Origin of the sequence: Thioalkalivibrio sp. ALJ4, from assembly GCF_000377225.1 — a bacterium.
Lineage (GTDB): Bacteria > Pseudomonadota > Gammaproteobacteria > Ectothiorhodospirales > Ectothiorhodospiraceae > Thioalkalivibrio.
On sequence record NZ_KB897918.1, the window covers coordinates 55,498 to 71,087 of the forward strand.

The 15,590-nt window shown below is 66.6% G+C and carries 17 protein-coding genes; 10 read left to right on the forward strand and 7 right to left on the reverse strand.

Annotation, left to right across the window (positions count from 1 at the left end):
* Nucleotides 1-117 precede the first annotated feature (117 nt).
* The 4 genes from C936_RS0106460 to C936_RS0106475 all read left to right on the forward strand — a co-directional run bounded on the left by C936_RS0106460 (nt 118) and on the right by C936_RS0106475 (nt 3,154).
* Nucleotides 118-963 (forward strand): slipin family protein, encoded by an 846-nt coding sequence (locus tag C936_RS0106460; RefSeq protein ID WP_018138022.1) that lies wholly within the window; start codon nt 118-120, stop codon nt 961-963.
* Between the two features lie 14 nt (nt 964-977).
* Nucleotides 978-1,883 carry a site-specific tyrosine recombinase XerD gene (xerD, locus tag C936_RS0106465; protein WP_018138023.1) on the forward strand — a complete coding sequence of 302 codons (906 nt, stop codon included), beginning with the start codon at nt 978-980 and terminating at the stop codon, nt 1,881-1,883.
* A gap of 94 nt (nt 1,884-1,977) precedes the next feature.
* Nucleotides 1,978-2,691, forward strand: a complete 714-nt coding sequence (locus C936_RS0106470) for a DsbC family protein (RefSeq protein WP_018138024.1) — start codon at nt 1,978-1,980, stop codon at nt 2,689-2,691.
* Between the two features lie 61 nt (nt 2,692-2,752).
* The gene (locus C936_RS0106475; RefSeq protein ID WP_018174557.1) at nt 2,753-3,154 is read left to right on the forward strand and encodes an OsmC family protein; all 402 of its coding nucleotides are present in this window, start codon (nt 2,753-2,755) and stop codon (nt 3,152-3,154) included.
* A gap of 277 nt (nt 3,155-3,431) precedes the next feature.
* Here the strand turns inward: C936_RS0106475 and trxA are convergent, their stop codons facing one another.
* On the reverse strand, nt 3,432-4,307 hold the full coding sequence (gene trxA / locus C936_RS0106480) for a thioredoxin (protein ID WP_018138026.1): 876 nt from the start codon (nt 4,305-4,307) through the stop codon (nt 3,432-3,434).
* 318 nt (nt 4,308-4,625) lie between these two features.
* Here trxA and parE point away from each other — a divergent pair, with 318 nt between their 5' ends.
* Nucleotides 4,626-6,512, forward strand: a complete 1,887-nt coding sequence (gene parE, locus C936_RS0106485) for a DNA topoisomerase IV subunit B (protein WP_018174558.1) — start codon at nt 4,626-4,628, stop codon at nt 6,510-6,512.
* Between the two features lie 125 nt (nt 6,513-6,637).
* Nucleotides 6,638-7,210: a Spy/CpxP family protein refolding chaperone gene (locus C936_RS0106490; RefSeq protein WP_018174559.1), complete on the forward strand. Its 573-nt coding sequence runs from the start codon at nt 6,638-6,640 to the stop codon at nt 7,208-7,210.
* Between the two features lie 44 nt (nt 7,211-7,254).
* Here C936_RS0106490 and C936_RS0106495 read toward each other — a convergent pair whose 3' ends face one another.
* The 4 genes from C936_RS0106495 to C936_RS0106510 form a co-directional block, all read right to left on the reverse strand.
* The gene (locus C936_RS0106495) at nt 7,255-7,581 is read right to left on the reverse strand and encodes a DUF3634 family protein (protein ID WP_018138029.1); all 327 of its coding nucleotides are present in this window, start codon (nt 7,579-7,581) and stop codon (nt 7,255-7,257) included.
* A gap of 12 nt (nt 7,582-7,593) precedes the next feature.
* Nucleotides 7,594-8,436 carry a M48 family metallopeptidase gene (locus tag C936_RS0106500; RefSeq protein WP_038038649.1) on the reverse strand — a complete coding sequence of 281 codons (843 nt, stop codon included), beginning with the start codon at nt 8,434-8,436 and terminating at the stop codon, nt 7,594-7,596.
* A 99-nt stretch (nt 8,437-8,535) separates the two neighbouring features.
* A complete protein-coding gene (locus tag C936_RS0106505) occupies nt 8,536-9,483 on the reverse strand; it encodes a nitroreductase family protein (RefSeq protein ID WP_018174561.1) in 948 nt (315 codons plus the stop codon).
* A 51-nt stretch (nt 9,484-9,534) separates the two neighbouring features.
* Complete coding sequence (locus tag C936_RS0106510; protein WP_038038672.1) at nt 9,535-10,638, reverse strand: alkene reductase; 1,104 nt, start codon at nt 10,636-10,638, stop codon at nt 9,535-9,537.
* 160 nt (nt 10,639-10,798) lie between these two features.
* On the opposite strand from C936_RS0106510, the gene C936_RS0106515 reads away from it, so the two are divergent.
* The 3 genes from C936_RS0106515 to C936_RS0106525 all read left to right on the forward strand — a co-directional run bounded on the left by C936_RS0106515 (nt 10,799) and on the right by C936_RS0106525 (nt 12,998).
* Nucleotides 10,799-11,347 (forward strand): glutathione peroxidase, encoded by a 549-nt coding sequence (locus C936_RS0106515; protein WP_018138033.1) that lies wholly within the window; start codon nt 10,799-10,801, stop codon nt 11,345-11,347.
* A 380-nt stretch (nt 11,348-11,727) separates the two neighbouring features.
* Nucleotides 11,728-12,090 carry a nucleotide pyrophosphohydrolase gene (locus C936_RS0106520; protein WP_018138034.1) on the forward strand — a complete coding sequence of 121 codons (363 nt, stop codon included), beginning with the start codon at nt 11,728-11,730 and terminating at the stop codon, nt 12,088-12,090.
* 143 nt (nt 12,091-12,233) lie between these two features.
* A complete protein-coding gene (locus C936_RS0106525; protein ID WP_018174563.1) occupies nt 12,234-12,998 on the forward strand; it encodes an SDR family NAD(P)-dependent oxidoreductase in 765 nt (254 codons plus the stop codon).
* A 133-nt stretch (nt 12,999-13,131) separates the two neighbouring features.
* Here the strand turns inward: C936_RS0106525 and C936_RS0106530 are convergent, their stop codons facing one another.
* Complete coding sequence (locus C936_RS0106530; RefSeq protein ID WP_018138036.1) at nt 13,132-13,797, reverse strand: DUF3012 domain-containing protein; 666 nt, start codon at nt 13,795-13,797, stop codon at nt 13,132-13,134.
* 144 nt (nt 13,798-13,941) lie between these two features.
* Nucleotides 13,942-14,571 (reverse strand): MarC family protein, encoded by a 630-nt coding sequence (locus C936_RS0106535; RefSeq protein ID WP_018138037.1) that lies wholly within the window; start codon nt 14,569-14,571, stop codon nt 13,942-13,944.
* A 255-nt stretch (nt 14,572-14,826) separates the two neighbouring features.
* On the opposite strand from C936_RS0106535, the gene C936_RS0106540 reads away from it, so the two are divergent.
* Nucleotides 14,827-15,576, forward strand: a complete 750-nt coding sequence (locus tag C936_RS0106540; protein WP_018649086.1) for a ParA family protein — start codon at nt 14,827-14,829, stop codon at nt 15,574-15,576.
* The last annotated feature ends 14 nt before the right edge of the window (nt 15,577-15,590 follow it).

The following is a 15,590-nucleotide window of genomic DNA, read 5'->3' on the forward strand; positions in this document are numbered from 1 at the left end:
GACTGCACGGCGGTCACCGCGCCTTGTTCGCACGCAAAAGCGACTCGAGCGCGAGCGTGTACATTAAACAGTGTTTCCCCCGCCGGCGCGGCACCCTCAACACAGAAGGAGCAGGACATGAACGATCTCGGTTTCTTTGTCGTCCCGCTAGTCATCCTGGTCGCCATCATCGTGATGTCGATCAAGGTGCTGCGCGAGTACGAGCGCGGCGTCATCTTCTTCCTCGGCCGTTTCCAGTCGGTGAAGGGCCCGGGCCTGATCATCGTGATTCCGGGCATCCAGCAGATGGTGCGGATCGACCTGCGCATCATCACACTCGACGTGCCCAGTCAGGACGTGATCTCGCAGGACAACGTGACGGTGCGGGTGAACGCGGTGCTGTACTTCCGCGTGGTGGATTCCGCCAAGTCGGTCATCCAGGTCGAGGATTACTACGCTGCGACCAGTCAGCTCGCGCAGACCACGCTGCGCTCCGTGCTCGGCAAGCATGACCTGGACGAGATGCTCTCCGAGCGCGACAAGCTGAACAACGACATCCAGGAGATCCTCGATTCACAGACCGATGCCTGGGGCATCAAGGTCACCAATGTCGAGATCAAGCATGTCGACCTGGACGACTCGATGATCCGCGCGATCGCGCGCCAGGCCGAGGCCGAGCGCGAACGTCGGGCGAAGGTCATCCACGCCGAGGGCGAACTGCAGGCGGCCGAGAAGCTGGTCCAGGCCGCGCAGCAGATGGAGGCGAGCCCGGCCGCGCTGCAGCTGCGTTACCTGCAGACGATGTCCGACATGTCGACGAACGGCAACGCCAACTCGATCTTCTTCCCGCTGCCGCTGGAGCTGACCAAGGTGTTCGAGAACCTCGCCGGCAAGTTCCGCGCGGAGAACCCCGAGGCGCCGGGCAATCCGATGGGTGGTCTCGGCAATCCCGGCAATCCGGGCAACCCGGGAGGTAACCCGTAGGCCGCGCGCGGGCCGTGACCGCAGCGGCAGTCCAGTCCGACACCCTCGACCGCTTCCTCGACGAGCTCTGGGCGGTCGAGGGCCTGTCGGATCACACCCTGGCGGCCTATCGCCGCGACCTTGAGGCCCTGGCGCGCTGGCTGCACGGGCGCGGGGTCGCGCTGGAGACGGCCAGTGGTGCCGATCTGCTGGGATTCGTCAGCGCCCGCATGCAGGCGGGCGCGCGGCCAAAGTCGATTACCCGTGCCCTGTCCAGCCAGCGGCGCTTCTACCGCTACCTGGTGCACCAGGGCGAGCGCGAGGATGACCCCAGTGCCGGGATCGAGTCCCCGCGCGCCGGGCGCCCGCTGCCGGACAGCCTGTCCGAAAGCCAGGTCGACGCGCTGCTGGCGGCCCCGGAACTGGATACCGCAGTCGGCCTGCGCGACCGCGCGATGCTGGAGCTGATGTACGCGACCGGCCTGCGCGTGTCCGAGCTGGTCGGCCTGGAGCAGTCCGAGGTGAACACCCGCCAGGGCGTGGTGCGCGTGACCGGCAAGGGCGACAAGGAACGCCTGGTGCCGCTGGGGGAGGAGGCCGTGCACTGGCTGACACGCTATCTGCGCGAGGCCCGGGCCGACCTGATGGCCGGTCATCCGCCGGTGGATACCGTGTTTGTAACGCGGCGTGGCCGGGGACTGACGCGTCAGGCCTTCTGGTATCGCATCAAGCACTATGCACGGGTGGCCGGCATCGAGGCGCCGCTGTCGCCGCATACCCTGCGCCACGCGTTCGCGACCCATCTGCTGGACCACGGGGCGGATCTGCGCGTGGTGCAGATGCTGCTGGGCCACTCCAGCCTGTCGACGACGCAAATCTATACCCACGTCGCACGCGCCCGCCTGCAGAGCCTGCATGCGGAACATCATCCCCGCGGCTGACGTCTATTACCCCAGTTTCGTGCCAGAGCCGGGCGGGCCGTATTGTTGGGCCTGCTAGACTGGCCTCCTTTTTTGTACAGCCACGAGAGAGTCCATGTTTGTAAAACGCGCACTGCCCCTGGCCGTCCTGCTGGCCGCCTTCACTACCACCGCCGCCGCGACCGATGCCATCGAGGAGCGCATGGCCGAGGTCATCCCCAATGCCGAGATCGACAGCATCCAGGAAACCGGCATGGACGGGATCTACGAGGTGCGCTACGGCACCGAGATCTTCTATGTGTCCGGGGATGGCAAGTACCTGCTGCAGGGCAACCTGATTGACCTGGATACCCGTGACAACCTGACCCAGGGTTCGCTGCGGGGCGTGCGTGCCGACATGTTCGCCGAGATCGACGACAGCGAACTGGTCGTTTATTCACCGAACGGCGACACCCGCGGCGTGCTGAACGTGTTTACCGATCCGAATTGCCCCTACTGCCGCGAGATCCACCAGGACATCCCGCAGTACCTGGAGGCCGGTATCAAGGTGCGCTACCTGATGTTCCCGGTGCTGGGGCAGAACTCCCCGGAGATCATGGACCGGATCTGGTGTGCGGATGACCGCGAGGACGCGATGGATCGCGCCAAGGCCGGTGACACTCTGGACGACATCGACGGCAGCTGCGGCACCCCGCAGGACGCGCACATGGCGCTGGGCCAGCAGCTGAATTTGCGCGGCACCCCGGCCCTGATCACCGAGGACGGCCAGCAGATGTCCGGCTACCAGGAGCCGGAGGCCGTGATCGAACGGATCGTCGGCAGCAACTGACCGAACGGATCGCCCGGGCCGCAGCGGACGGGCCGGGCGCATTCTTCCAGCGGAGGTTTCGATGCTCGAATACGAGTTGCGCGTTGAACGACTGGACTCGCACGGCAGTGTGGCCAGCGCCAAGCAGGCCGAGATCACCCTGGACACCGACATGGACGGGCGTGACGATGCGCTGAGCCCGCCGGAGCTGCTGCTCGCATCGCTGGGGGCCTGCATGGTGAGGGGTATTCAGCGGGCCCTGCCAATGTTGCGCATGGAGATCGACACCCTGTCGATCCAGTTGCGTGGCTGGCGCCAGGACGACCCGCCCGCAATCGCCAGAATCGAGTACCGCATCGAAGTCGGGACCGACGACGATGAGGAGCTGCTGGAGATCCTGCACCGCAACGTGCAGAAGGGCACGATCTACTCGACCCTGGCCGCTGGGACCGAACTCACCGGAGAGCTCGTCGCCAGCACCTGATGTTGCGCTTTCGTAGGAGGCCAGCCCCCTGGCCGATGGGGTGCTGCCGTATCGCGCGCACGCGTAGCCCCGCCCGCGCCGGATGTATTCCCGGTGGCTACGGCAGGGGTTCGGCGTCCGTCGGATGGGTTGGCCTGCGTCTGATCGCCGAGAGGGCTCGGCTCCTACAGCGCTGGACCGCGCCCCTCGTAGGAGGCCAGCCCCCTGGCCGATGGGGCGCATGCAGGAGCGCGGTCGCCCGCGAAGCCCCTGTTCGAGCGGATTCCCGAGCGTCTCCTTAGTACAGAAGTGACGCCATCTGCCGCCGGTACTGTCCGACCAGCGGATGGTCATCCCCCAGCACCTTGAATGCGGCCAGCAGGCCCTTCTGGCCGGCGCCGTCGTTGTAGGCGCGGTGCTGCTTCATCAGTTGCAGGTACAGCCCCAGCGCCTCCTCGGCACGGCCCGAGAGGATCGCGTAGGCGGCCATCTTCTCCAGTGCCTCGGGGCTGGGGTTGCCGGACTGGATCTCCGTCGCCACGGCCTGCGGGTCGATGCCGGCCGCGGTCTTGGCGAAGACTAGTCGCGCACGCAGTTCCTTCACCGCGTCCTGTTCGTGCTGGTCCAGCGGCAGCTTGTTCAGCTCCGCTTCGGCGGCGTCCGCATCGCCAGACTGGGCCAGCGCTCGGGCCAGCTCGATGCGCAGGTCGCCATTGTCGGGGTCTTCCTCGAGCGCGGCCCTGAGCGTGGCCAGGGCACCGTCCACATCGCCGGTTTTCGCCTGTTCGCGCGCCTGTTCGATGATCCTGTCCGAGGGCTTTTCCAGGTAGCGGTCGATCATCGCGCGGATGTTCGGCTCCGGCTGTACGCCCATGAACTGGTCCACCGGCTTGCCGTGGCGAAACACCATCACGGTGGGCAGGCTGCGCACGCCGTACTGCTGGGCCAGGGCCTGCTGCTCGTCGCTGTTGACCTTGGCCAGGCGGAACTTGCCGGCGTACTGCGCGGCCAGTTGCTGCAGGAGCGGCATCAGCTGCTGGCAGGGCCCGCACCAGGCGGCCCAGAAGTCGACCATGACCGGGCGGCGGGCGGATTCTTCCAGCACGGCCTGCTGGAAGCTTTCCTGGGTGACGTCGAGGATATCGTCGCCGGTTATGCTCGCGGCTTCTTCCATCGGAAACCTCCTGTGAAGACGGGGATACGGAATCTGTCCTGCATTGTTGGGATCGGAACCGGGATTGCAAGCAGCCTTTCCCCCGCGGGCTTTGGTACGCTGCGCACAGGCCACCGCGCTGGCCACGAATACGGTTGCCCCGTCATTGCGAGAAGGCGTAGCCGACGAAGCAATCTCCCCGGGCGGCTCCGACGCTGGCCCGGACCAATGTCGGTGGTTTCGTTGGGAGGTTGCTTCGTCGCTTCACTCCTCGCAATGACGGTGCCTGTTCAGAAGGCCGGGTTCGGCAAAGGGCATGATCAATAAAGGGGTTCCTGTGTGAGCTATTCCGCATCCGATATCGAGGTCCTCGAGGGGCTGGACCCGGTGCGCAAGCGCCCGGGCATGTATACCGACACGACCCGCCCGAACCACCTCGCGCAGGAGGTGATCGACAACTCGGTGGACGAGGCGATCAGTGGCCACGCCAAGCGCATCGACGTGATCCTGCACAAGGACGACTCGGTATCCGTTTCCGATGACGGCCGTGGCATGCCGGTGGACCTGCACCCGCGCGAGAACCGCCCGGGGGTAGAGGTGATCCTGTCCACGCTGCATGCAGGCGGGAAGTTCTCCGACAAGAACTACCAGTTCTCGGGCGGCCTGCACGGGGTGGGCGTGTCGGTGGTCAATGCCCTGTCGCAGAAGCTCGAGGTGCAGATCAAGCGTGACGGGCGCGAGTACCGCATGGCCTTCGCCGGCGGCCACAAGACGCAGGACCTGGAACCGGTGGGGGAGGTCGGCAAGCGCAATACCGGCACCACGCTGCACTTCTGGCCGGACCCGCAGTATTTCGATTCGGCGAAGTTCTCGGTACCTCGGCTGAAGCACATCCTGCGCGCCAAGGCCGTGCTGTGCCCGGGTCTGACCGTCACCTTCCGCGACGAGACCACCGGCGAGGCCTGCGAGTGGTGCTATCAGGCGGGCCTGCGCGACTATCTGGTCGAAGCCCTGGACGGCCTGGAGCGCCTGCCGGAGGAGCCTTTCATGGGCGCGATGGCCGGCGCCACCGAGGCGGTGGACTGGGCGGTGACCTGGTTGCCGGAGGGCGGCGAGGTCGTCAGTGAGAGCTACGTGAACCTGATCCCGACCACCCAGGGCGGCACGCACGTGAACGGCCTGCGCACCGGTCTGACCGACGCGGTGCGCGAGTTCTGCGAGTTCCGCAGCCTGCTTCCGCGCGGTATCAAGCTGGCGCCGGAGGATGTCTGGGAGCGGGTCGCCAGCGTGCTGTCGTTCAAGATGCAGGACCCGCAGTTTGCCGGGCAGACCAAGGAGCGTCTGTCTTCGCGTCAGGCCGCGCCGTTTGTCTCCGGCGTGGTCAAGGACGCCTTCAGCCTTTGGCTGAATCAGCACCCGCAGCAGGGCGAGCGTATCGCCGAGCTGGCGATCCAGAACGCGCAGAAACGGAGCCGCGCGGGGCGCAAGGTGGTGCGCAAGAAGGTCACCCAGGGCCCGACCCTGCCGGGCAAGCTGGCGGACTGCGCCAGCCAGGACCTGGAGCGCACCGAGCTGTTTCTGGTCGAGGGCGATTCCGCCGGTGGCTCCGCCAAGCAGGCGCGCGACCGCGACTTTCAGGCGATCATGCCGCTGCGTGGCAAGATCCTGAACTCCTGGGAGGTCGACCCGGACCAGGTGCTCGGATCGCAGGAGATCCACGACATCTCCGTGGCCCTGGGCGTGGACCCGGGCCAGGCCAGCCTGGACGGGCTGCGCTACGGCAAGGTCTGCATCCTGGCCGACGCGGACTCCGACGGCGCGCACATCGCCACCCTCCTGTGCGCGCTGTTCCTGAAGCACTTCCGCCCGCTGGTGGAACGCGGGCATATCTACATCGCGATGCCGCCGCTATATCGCGTGGACGTCGGCAAGCAGACCTTCTACGCCCTGGACGACGACGAAAAGGCCGGCGTGCTGGAACGCATCGAGGCGGAGAAGATGAAGGGCAAGGTCTCGGTGACCCGCTTCAAGGGTCTGGGCGAGATGAACCCGCTACAGCTGCGCGAGACCACCATGAACCCGGACACCCGGCGCCTGGTGCAGCTCACCCTGGACGCCGCCGACGACACCCAGCAACTGATGGACATGCTGCTCGGCAAGAAACGCGCCTCCGAACGCCGCGCCTGGCTGGAAGGCAAGGGCCACCTGGCCGACGTCGCCGTTTAAGGAAGTCACGTGCCCATGCATGTGCTCGTGCTCGGTTGGTTGCCCGCGCTTGTAGCGGAACCCGACCATCCCTTAGGGGGTCGATCATGCGTTATGCCCGACGAATCATCCCCAAGGAGTCGCTGATGAAATCTCTGTCCCCAGTGCGCTGGGTTTTCGGGCTGGTGCTGGCCGGCTGTATGGCCCCCGCGCTGGCCAACCCGTATACGACGCTGCAGGACCGCGAGATCAAGGCCCTGTCGGCCGAGGAGCAGGAGGGTCTGCTGGACGGGCAGGGGCTGGGGATGGCCCTGCCGGCGGAGCTGCATGGCTATCCCGGTCCGCTCCATGTGCTGGAGGTGGCCGATCAACTGGATCTCAGTGCCGAGCAGCAGGCGGAGACCGAGCGGCTGTTCGATGCCATGCGCGAGCAGGCGCGGGAGCTGGGGCAGCGGATCGTCGATCTGGAGCGTGAGCTTGACGAGCGCTTTGCCTCGCGCGAGATCACCAGCGACCAGATCGAGGCGCTGACGGTCGAGATCGGCGAGTTGCGTGGGCGGCTGCGCCACGTCCATCTTTCCCACCACCTGGAAATGGACGAGCTGCTGTCGGATGAGCAGAAGGAGGCCTACCAGCGTGCCCGTGGCTACGACGAGGATCGGCCCGGCGCGCACGGACATCAGCACGGCCACGATCACCACCATGGCCACGGCCACTGATCGGGGCGCCGTTCAAGGGCGCGAATCGGCGCCCCAGTGCTCTTTTAGCGGCGTTTGCGGCGGCGCCGGCGGCCGAGCTTGATGCGCTTCAGGGCGGTTTGCAGCTCGCCCTGCGCCTCGCGGGGGATGGAGCCGGAGGCGCGCAGGCGTGCGCCCTCGCGGGTGCGCATCGCGGTCAGGCGGCCGCGCTGGATGCCGTAGCGCCGGGCGACATCCCGGGCTGTGTGCTCGAAGTGCATGGGCACGTCGCCGCGCCGTGCCCGCGGCTTGCCGTCCACGATCTCGAGGCTGAACAGGATGCTGGCCTGCCAGATGATCAATGCCGCTGCGGCCAGCAGCAGCGCAATCATCAGTAGTAACGCGGTGAGCATGGACATTTCGGTCTAATCCGACTCCGGTTCCGGTAGTGCTTCGACCTGGCGGCGAAAGCGCTGGAAATCATCGCTGTCTCGAGCCAGCCCGTCCAGTGTTTCCTGCGGGAGCGCGTCGATCCGCGCCTGGGTGTTCTCCACACGCTCGCGGGTGGTGGGGTGTGTGGCGAAGAACTGCTCGACCCGGCCGGGATCCCGGTCGCGCTCGTCCAGCAGGGTTTCGAAGAACGAGACGAGGCCAACGGGGTGGATACCGGCATCCACCAGGTAGCCAATGGCCACGTCGTCCGCCTCGCGCTCCGCCTCGCGGCTGTAGCCGGCGAACACGCCCGCGGCGCCGACCTGCACGGCCACCTGCTCCGCCGCGCCAGGGTCGCGTCCGAGAATCACGCCGTAGACGACGGCGAGCCCCATTTCGGCCTGCTGCGCACGGCGCCACTGGTCGATGCCATGGCGCTTCACCACATGCCCGACCTCGTGCGCCAGCACGCCGGCCAGCTCGGACATGTCATCGGCCCGCTCGATCAGGCCGCGGTAGACATAGATATGGCCGCCGGGCACGGCGAAGGCGTTCACGTCCGGCCCGTTGACGACGTAGAAGGTGTAGTCGATCTCTTCGCGATCGTCGGCCACCGCCGCGATCGAGCGGCCCAGCGAATTGATGTAGTCGTTGATGGCCGGTTCTTCGACGATGGGCAACTCCGCGTTCATCTCCTCGGCCAGTTCCTCGCCCAGCTGGCGTTCCTCCTGCACCGAGACTCGCGGTGCGCAGGCGCTCGCCAGCACAAACACACCGACCAGGGCCAGCACTGCGGCCCGCCGTCCATACGCCCTCTGTATTCCTTGTGTTGTCATGCTGTCCCTCTCGTGCTGTCGCGTGCCCTTGTGTCTCCAACATAGAGCGTTTTGGCTCGCGCGGGGAGGGCCGGAATCGTACCTGGGTCTGCGTTTGCCTCAGTGTTTCAGCAAGTCGTCCAGCGGGCGGCGCGGCGTAGGGTGGGATGTGCCGTCCGGGAGGCCCAGCGCGAACAGCAGTTGCGGCTGGCCCCCACCCAGGGTCTCGGCCAGTTGCGGGCGCCAATCGGCCTGCTGGACGGGCTGATTCAGGTAGCGGGCGCATAGCCCGTGCCGGGCGGCTTCGAGCAGTACGCGCTGCAGGGCCTGTCCGGCGGTCAGCCACTGCATCGGACCCTCGATTCCGGTGCCCAATGCCAGCAGCAACGGGGCCGCCTGTGCCGCCCTTGCCTCGCCGCGCGCCATCGCGCGGGCGGGCACCAGATGGCGGACGCTCCAGCGGGCCAGGCCGCCGGTCACACGACCGACCGGCAGGCCGTCGCCCCGGGAGGCCGGGCGCATCCACTGCGCCAGTTCGCGGCGCCAGGCGGGATTCTTCCATTGTGCAGCGGTCGCCGCGCGGATCAGGTTGGCGACCTCCTCGCGGCGCTCGTCGCCCGTGATCGGGCGCAGCCAGGCCCCTTCCTGGCGGGCGGCATGCACGAGTGTTTCGACGATGTCCGGGGAGATTTCGCCGGTGAGAAACCGGCCACGCCAGGAGCGGCGTTCACCGATCCATTCTCGCAGTGGTGCCAGGTCCTGCTGGCCTGCTCCCCCATGGTGCCCAGTCAATAGCCGCACGAACGGGCCGTCGCCCGCCTGTTCCGGCCGCACGTTCAGGCCCTGGCCGTCCGCGGCGGCGGCCACGCGCAGGTTCAGCACCGCACAGCCGCAGCTGATGATGCGTTCGCGCCCGGTCGGGTCGTTCACCGGGAGCGAACGCGTCGGGTCGGTCCAGACCTCCACCCCCGCGCGGTCCACACGGAACCGCCAGGGCTGGGTGTTGTGCGAGGAGGGCGCCTGCCCGGCCAGGCGGAGCCACTCGCGGATGACGGGGTCGATCTGCATACCGCCAACATACCGCTACGCCTTCGCGCTGGCGACGGGTTGGTCAGGGCACTAGTCGAGCGCGGGGTAGTCCGTGTAGCCGTGTTCGTCGCCACCATAGAAGGTTGCCTCGTCCCACTCGTTCAGCTCCGCATGGCGGCGGAAGCGTTCCGGCAGGTCCGGGTTGGCGATGAAGGGGCGGCCGAAGCTCACGAGGTCGCAGCGCCCGGCATCGATGCGCTGACGGGCCTCGTCGGCGGTGTAGGCGCCGTTGCCGATGTAGGTGCGGCTGAAGTGTTCGCGGATCGCGTCGATCACGGGTTCCGGGCGGCCGGATTCGTGGTTGCCCTGGAACGAGTCCTCGACGACCTCGATATAGCTGATGCCGGTGGCGTCCAGCTCGCGGGCAAAGGCGCTGTAGGTAGCCAGCGGGTCGTCGTCATGCATGTCGTTGAAGCTGCCAGTGGGGCTCACGCGGATGCCGACTCGCTCCGGTCCCCATACCCCGATGACCGCGCGCACGACCTCCAGCGGCAGGCGCATGCGGTTCTCGACCGAGCCGCCATAGGCATCGGTTCGCTGGTTGCAGCCGCTGCGCAGGAACTGGTCCAGCAGATAGCCATTGGCCGCGTGGATCTGCACCCCGTCGAAGCCGGCCGCTCGCGCGTTCTGCGCCGCCTTGCGGTACTGCTCCACGATGTCCGGCAACTCGTCGGTCTCCAGCGCGCGGGGTTCGAGCACCTCCACCATGCCGGAGTCCGCACTGACAAACGTGTAGGCACCTTTGGGCTGGATGGCGGAGGGCGCGACGGGCTGGGCGCCATCGGGCTGAAGCTCCGGGCGCGAGATGCGGCCGACATGCCACAGCTGGGCCTGGATGCGGCCCCCGGCGGCGTGCACCGCCGCGGTGACCTTGCCCCAGCCGGCGACCTGCTCGGCCGAGTAGATGCCCGGCGTAAAGGCGTAGCCCTTGCCCTGCGGCGATACCTGGGTCGCTTCGCCGATGATCAGGCCCGCTCCGGCACGCTGGGCGTAGTACTCGGCGTTCAGCTCCCAGGGTGCGTCGCCCGGCTGGGCGGCGCGCGAGCGCGTCAGCGGTGACATCAGTATCCGGTTGGGCAGTTCTAGATCGCCAAGGCGATACGGGCGGAAAAGCGGGTCGCTGGAAGCGGTCATCAGGTTCTCCATCTCGGTTGAGTTCGTTCCGTGCGGGGCGTCGGACCGGAACGGGCCGGCGGACGTTCCGCTGCAGGGCGTCACCGGCATCGGGTGGGCGATGCGCAGAACCCTGGCTGTTACCGATGGTCTGAACGTCGAGCTATTGCGGAGATTCGACATGCCCCTGTTCATGCGCCTGTTCGCTGCCATCCTGCTGGTCTTTCCTCTGGCGCTTGCCAGTGCCGCCGAGCCTGACCGGGCGGCGTTGTTCGAGCACGAGCTGGGTCGATTGCACTCCTCCGAGGTGGTCAATCTGCAGGAGCGCTTTCAGGGGCACCCGCTGCTGATCGTCAACACGGCCAGCCACTGTGGCTACACCGATCAGTTCGGCGGGCTGGAACGGCTGCACCAGGATTACCGGGACCAGGGCCTGAAGGTCGTCGGTTTTCCCTCGCACGACTTCAACCAGGAGGCGGATGACGAGGCGGAGACCGCGCGTGTCTGTTTTCAGAACTTCGGCGTGACCTTCGATATGTTCAAGCCGATCGGCGTACGCGGTGACGGTGCGCACCCGATCTTCCGCGAACTGGCGCGCCAGGCCGACGCCCCGCGCTGGAACTTCTACAAGTACGTGGTGGACCGCGACGGCCGGGTGGTCGCGCACTTCCCCAGCCGGGTCGGCCCCAACTCCACCGACCTGCGCGGCGCGATCGAGAGCATCCTGTAGTACGTCTTTCGCGGATGCCGGCCCCGGCGCTCAGGGCAGCGGGACGAACTCGTGCTCGTCGCCCGGGCCTTGCCGGAAACAGCCGCCTTACCAGTTCTGTCCGGTTTGTCCGATACGCTCCTGGCGCAGCAAGCGTCTACTCGGGAGCGTTCCCGGGGCTGTAAGGCGGGTTCTTCCGCCGCACAGGGGGCGGGCTAGGCCTCGCATGCCTGCTCGTCAGTACGTGCGCTGTTCCCGAGCGAGCCGGGACCTCCGGCGTTCGAACATCCCGGTGGCGCCAGTTCTGCGCCTGCGCGGGCGGTTACCAGGCGGATTACGGCGCGGCGAGAGTTCGTTACGGTGTCGAGTCCAGAGAAACGGATGCGACAGGAGCGATGGCCATGGGGTCGACCAACACGCGGGGGCTGGATGAGCTGGCGATGCGGCTGGAGGCGTTCGTCGAAGAGCGCGACTGGGCGCAGTTCCATTCGCCGAAGAATCTCTCGATGGCGCTGGCGGGTGAGGTCGGCGAGCTGATCGAGCACTTCCAGTGGCTGACCGAGGAGCAGTCGCGTGGCCTGTCCGGCGAGGCGCTGGAAGAGGTTCGGGCCGAGATCGCAGATGTGCAGATCTATCTGCTGATGCTGGCGCGCAAGCTGAACATCGACCTCGTGCAGGCCGCGAGCGACAAGCTGGAAACCAACGCGAAAAAATACCCGGTGGACAAGGCGCGAGGCCGCGCACGCAAGTACACGAACCTGTAGATCGCTCGTTCGGCCCGCCGGGAGTCGTATGCGGCAAGAGTCGTGACCCGGATCAAGATGCCTGGCCTTTGCCGGGCTGATAATGGTTTTGTCCGCGAGCGCCTTGCCGCGGTTACCCGACTGCACGATGAAGGAGACACAGCATGAGTCCCCTGGAAGGAAAAGTGATCGCAATCACCGGTGGTGCCGGTGGTATTGGCGAGAGCACGGCGCGCATGGCGTACGAGCAGGGTGCCAGTGTGGTGATTACCGACCGCGAAGCCGGGCCGGTGGAGGCCATCGCCCAGTCCCTGGGCGAGCGTGCGGTAGGTCTGGCCGTGGACGTCACGCGGCGCGAGGACAACGAGCGCATGGTCGCGACGGCACTGGAACGTTTCGGGCGCCTGGATGGCGTGTTCCTGAACGCCGGGATCGAGGGCGAGGTGGGCCCGTTCGACAGCCGTTCCGACGCGGCTTGGGAAAAGGTCTTTGCCGTCAACGTGCATGGCGTACGTCTGGGCGCGGAGGCGGCCCTTCCTGCGCTGCGTCGCGGCAATGGCGGCAGCATCGTGATCACCTCCAGCGTAGCCGGGCTGCGCGGGGCTGCGGGCCTGTCGCCCTATGTGTCCAGCAAGCACGCGGTGGTGGGCATGATGAAGTGCCTGGCCGCCGAGCTGGGATCGGAGAACATCCGCGTGAATACGCTCAACCCCGGCCCGGTCGCGAACCGCATGATGCAGTCCATCGAGGAGCAGGCGAACCCGGGCCACGCCGACGAGGTGCACAAGTCCTTCGAGGCGCGCATCCCGCTGGGCCGCTACGTCAGTAATGAGGAATGCGCCGGGATGGCGGTATTCCTGCTGTCCGACGCCGCCTCCGGCTGCACGGGCAACACCTTTGTTGTCGACGGCGGCCTCTGCTCGCAGTAGTCAGCCGGGACGCGCCACTCGTCATCGTGCGGCGCGCAAGGCGCTGACGTCATTGCGAGGCCCCGCAGGGGCCGCGGCAATCTGTCGATTGAACCTGCAAGCGGGGCTCCGGGAGCTATGCCGGGGCCCCGCATCAGCGCCCCACGCAGTGGTTGGCAAAGGCGAAGGCGTCGTTCATCGTCCATTGGGCCTGGGGCGTGTTGGCCATGGCGTCGCACCATGCGGGACTGCCAACCGCCTGCGCGCCACCGGCGAACGTGGCCTCCATCTGCCGTTCCAGCCGCTCGTTGGTCCGGGCGAAGTTCAGCCACGCCATCTCCAGGGCCGGCGTTGCATGCGCTGTCTCGACACGCATGATGTTTTCTTCCAGTCGATCCAGCGACTGCTCCATGCGCCCTTCCAGTTCCAGCATGCGCTGGTGGTTTTCCGGGGCGTCAAACGACGCCTCCATGACCTCCATCTCGTGTTCCTCGATCGACTCCATGAAGACGATCATCTCGCTCGCCAGTTGTTCCAGGCGCGGCGTCAGTTCTTCGGTCAGCCAGGTGGCGTGCTCATTGGCGGCCTCCCGGCTTTCGACCCCGGCCAGTTCCGCACTCATGGTGTCGAACAACTCGATCCAGGACTCCAAAAAGCCGATCGCGCGCTCCATGGCCGGCGCGTCTGGTTCTTCCTGGATTATGGTGTCCGGTTCCGCGGCCTGGGCCGAGTCGTTCGATTGGCCGCAGCCGGAAAACGTGATCAACACGAAAGCCAGCCCCGCGATGGCTGGCGCGGTAAAGCTCGGTAGGGTGTTCATGGCTGCCTCCCTCGGTTCCCCCTAACCGAACACAAATCAATGCAACAGGATGGGAACCGCGGCCAACAGCGAACGGAATGCGAACAGGCGGCGATTACCTAGTTCATAGCAGCAAACGCACCGGTTTGCCGAGGTGCAAGTTCGTCAGCCCAGCAGGCCGCTTTGCTCGAGGCCGTCGAATATGAACTGCATGGCCAGTGCGCAAAGCAGCACGCCGAGGATACGGGTCAGCACATGGGCGCCGGTCACCCCCAGCAGGTGCTGCAGGCGTGATGCCACCAGCAGACAGATCAGGGCCAGTACCATGATCGCCGCCAGCGCGCCCAGCACCACCGCCTGGGCCATCCAGTCATCGCCGGCCCGGCTCATCAGCAGGATTGCCGCCCCCATCGCGCCCGGCCCGGCCAGCATGGGGGTCGCCAGCGGGAACACCGAGATGTCGCCCCGGCTGCGCGCCTCGCTGGTTTCCGCCGGAGTCGCCGACACCCCACCGGAACTGCGCGCGAAGACCATGTCGATCCCGATCAGCAACAACAGGATGCCGCCGGCCGTGTACAGAGCCGGCATGGTGATGCCCAGTACCGACAACACGGCCTCGCCGAACAGCGCGAACAGCATCAGGATGGCGGTCGCCAGCAATGCCGCGCGCCAGGCCACCCGGCGTCGCTGGGCCCGTGTCATGCCCTGGCTCAGCACAGCGAACACGACCGCCACGTCCACGGGGCCTACGGTCACGAAGAAAGTCGCCAGTGCGACCACACCCAGTTCCAGCATCTCTCCCCGATTCCTATGTGTCCCGTAACGGACTCCGGTTACCGCCGCGCTGTGCGCGGGTCGGCCATGGCCCGCACCATAGTAGATGCTCGAGCCGGTCGCGGGGCTGGCGTGTCGGACACACTCGACGCTTCCCGGCCGGGCGGTCGACATTGTCTGGATCTGACATTGAGTCGACCACGGTGACGATCTCTACGGCGCGTGTGGTAGCGTCCGATGACGTTGATCGAAGACAGCCCCACCTTTGCAGGATCCATGAAAACGATCGCCTTCTACAATCTGAAGGGCGGCGTAGGAAAGACCTCCGCAGCCGTGAACTGTGCCTGGTTGGCCGCGGCTTCCGGCCTGCGTACGCTGTTCTGGGACCTTGATCCCCAGGGTGCCGGGGGCTGGCATCTGGCGTCGCAGGCGACGAGTAGCGGGGAGATCAAGAAGATCCTGCGGGGGAAGGTTCCGGTTGGGCATCTGGTCCAGCGCTCGCCCTACGAGAAGCTGGATCTGATCCCGTCGGATCTCGCCTATCGCAACCTGGATGTGGCCATCAAACGTCACGCGGATGGCGATCAGACCCTCGCGGAGCTGATTTCGCCGTTCGGGGAGGATTACTCGCTGGTGGTGCTGGACTGTCCGCCCAGCCTCTCGGAGCTGGCCCAGCAGATCTTTGCGGCGACCGATGCCGTCCTGGTGCCGCTGATTCCGTCCCCGTTGTCCGTGCGGTCCTTCGATCAGGTGCGGGGTTTCATGAAGGACAGGCGTCTGGGGCACAAGCAGCTTTACCCGTTTTTCTGCCAGGTCGATCGGCGCCGCAGGCTCCACAGGGCCCTGCGCGATGAACCGCCTGCCTCGCTCAAGCGTCTGCTGACCGCCGAGATCCCCTACGCCGCTATCGTGGAGCGCATGGGCGAGGAGTTGCAGCCCTTGCCCGCGTTTGCCCCGAATGATCCGGTCACGCGGGATTATCGAGCGTTGTGGAGCGAGATCGCGAAAAAGGTGAAGATCTCCTGATCGGTTCGCTCCGA

What these genes read in the sequence shown, in the direction of transcription:
- C936_RS0106500 (WP_038038649.1), bottom strand. Translation starts at nt 8,436, where the DNA reads ATGACAACACAAGGAATACAGAGGGCGTATGGACGGCGGGCCGCAGTG.
- C936_RS0106495 (WP_018138029.1), bottom strand. Translation starts at nt 7,581, where the DNA reads ATGCTCACCGCGTTACTACTGATGATTGCGCTGCTGCTGGCCGCAGCG.
- C936_RS0106535 (WP_018138037.1), bottom strand. Translation starts at nt 14,571, where the DNA reads ATGCTGGAACTGGGTGTGGTCGCACTGGCGACTTTCTTCGTGACCGTA.
- C936_RS0106510 (WP_038038672.1), bottom strand. Translation starts at nt 10,638, where the DNA reads ATGACCGCTTCCAGCGACCCGCTTTTCCGCCCGTATCGCCTTGGCGAT.
- C936_RS0106540 (WP_018649086.1), top strand. Translation starts at nt 14,827, where the DNA reads ATGAAAACGATCGCCTTCTACAATCTGAAGGGCGGCGTAGGAAAGACC.
- C936_RS0106530 (WP_018138036.1), bottom strand. Translation starts at nt 13,797, where the DNA reads ATGAACACCCTACCGAGCTTTACCGCGCCAGCCATCGCGGGGCTGGCT.
- C936_RS0106505 (WP_018174561.1), bottom strand. Translation starts at nt 9,483, where the DNA reads ATGCAGATCGACCCCGTCATCCGCGAGTGGCTCCGCCTGGCCGGGCAG.
- C936_RS0106520 (WP_018138034.1), top strand. Translation starts at nt 11,728, where the DNA reads ATGGGGTCGACCAACACGCGGGGGCTGGATGAGCTGGCGATGCGGCTG.
- C936_RS0106525 (WP_018174563.1), top strand. Translation starts at nt 12,234, where the DNA reads ATGAGTCCCCTGGAAGGAAAAGTGATCGCAATCACCGGTGGTGCCGGT.
- C936_RS0106475 (WP_018174557.1), top strand. Translation starts at nt 2,753, where the DNA reads ATGCTCGAATACGAGTTGCGCGTTGAACGACTGGACTCGCACGGCAGT.
- C936_RS0106490 (WP_018174559.1), top strand. Translation starts at nt 6,638, where the DNA reads ATGAAATCTCTGTCCCCAGTGCGCTGGGTTTTCGGGCTGGTGCTGGCC.
- C936_RS0106460 (WP_018138022.1), top strand. Translation starts at nt 118, where the DNA reads ATGAACGATCTCGGTTTCTTTGTCGTCCCGCTAGTCATCCTGGTCGCC.
- C936_RS0106470 (WP_018138024.1), top strand. Translation starts at nt 1,978, where the DNA reads ATGTTTGTAAAACGCGCACTGCCCCTGGCCGTCCTGCTGGCCGCCTTC.
- C936_RS0106515 (WP_018138033.1), top strand. Translation starts at nt 10,799, where the DNA reads ATGCCCCTGTTCATGCGCCTGTTCGCTGCCATCCTGCTGGTCTTTCCT.
- trxA (WP_018138026.1), bottom strand. Translation starts at nt 4,307, where the DNA reads ATGGAAGAAGCCGCGAGCATAACCGGCGACGATATCCTCGACGTCACC.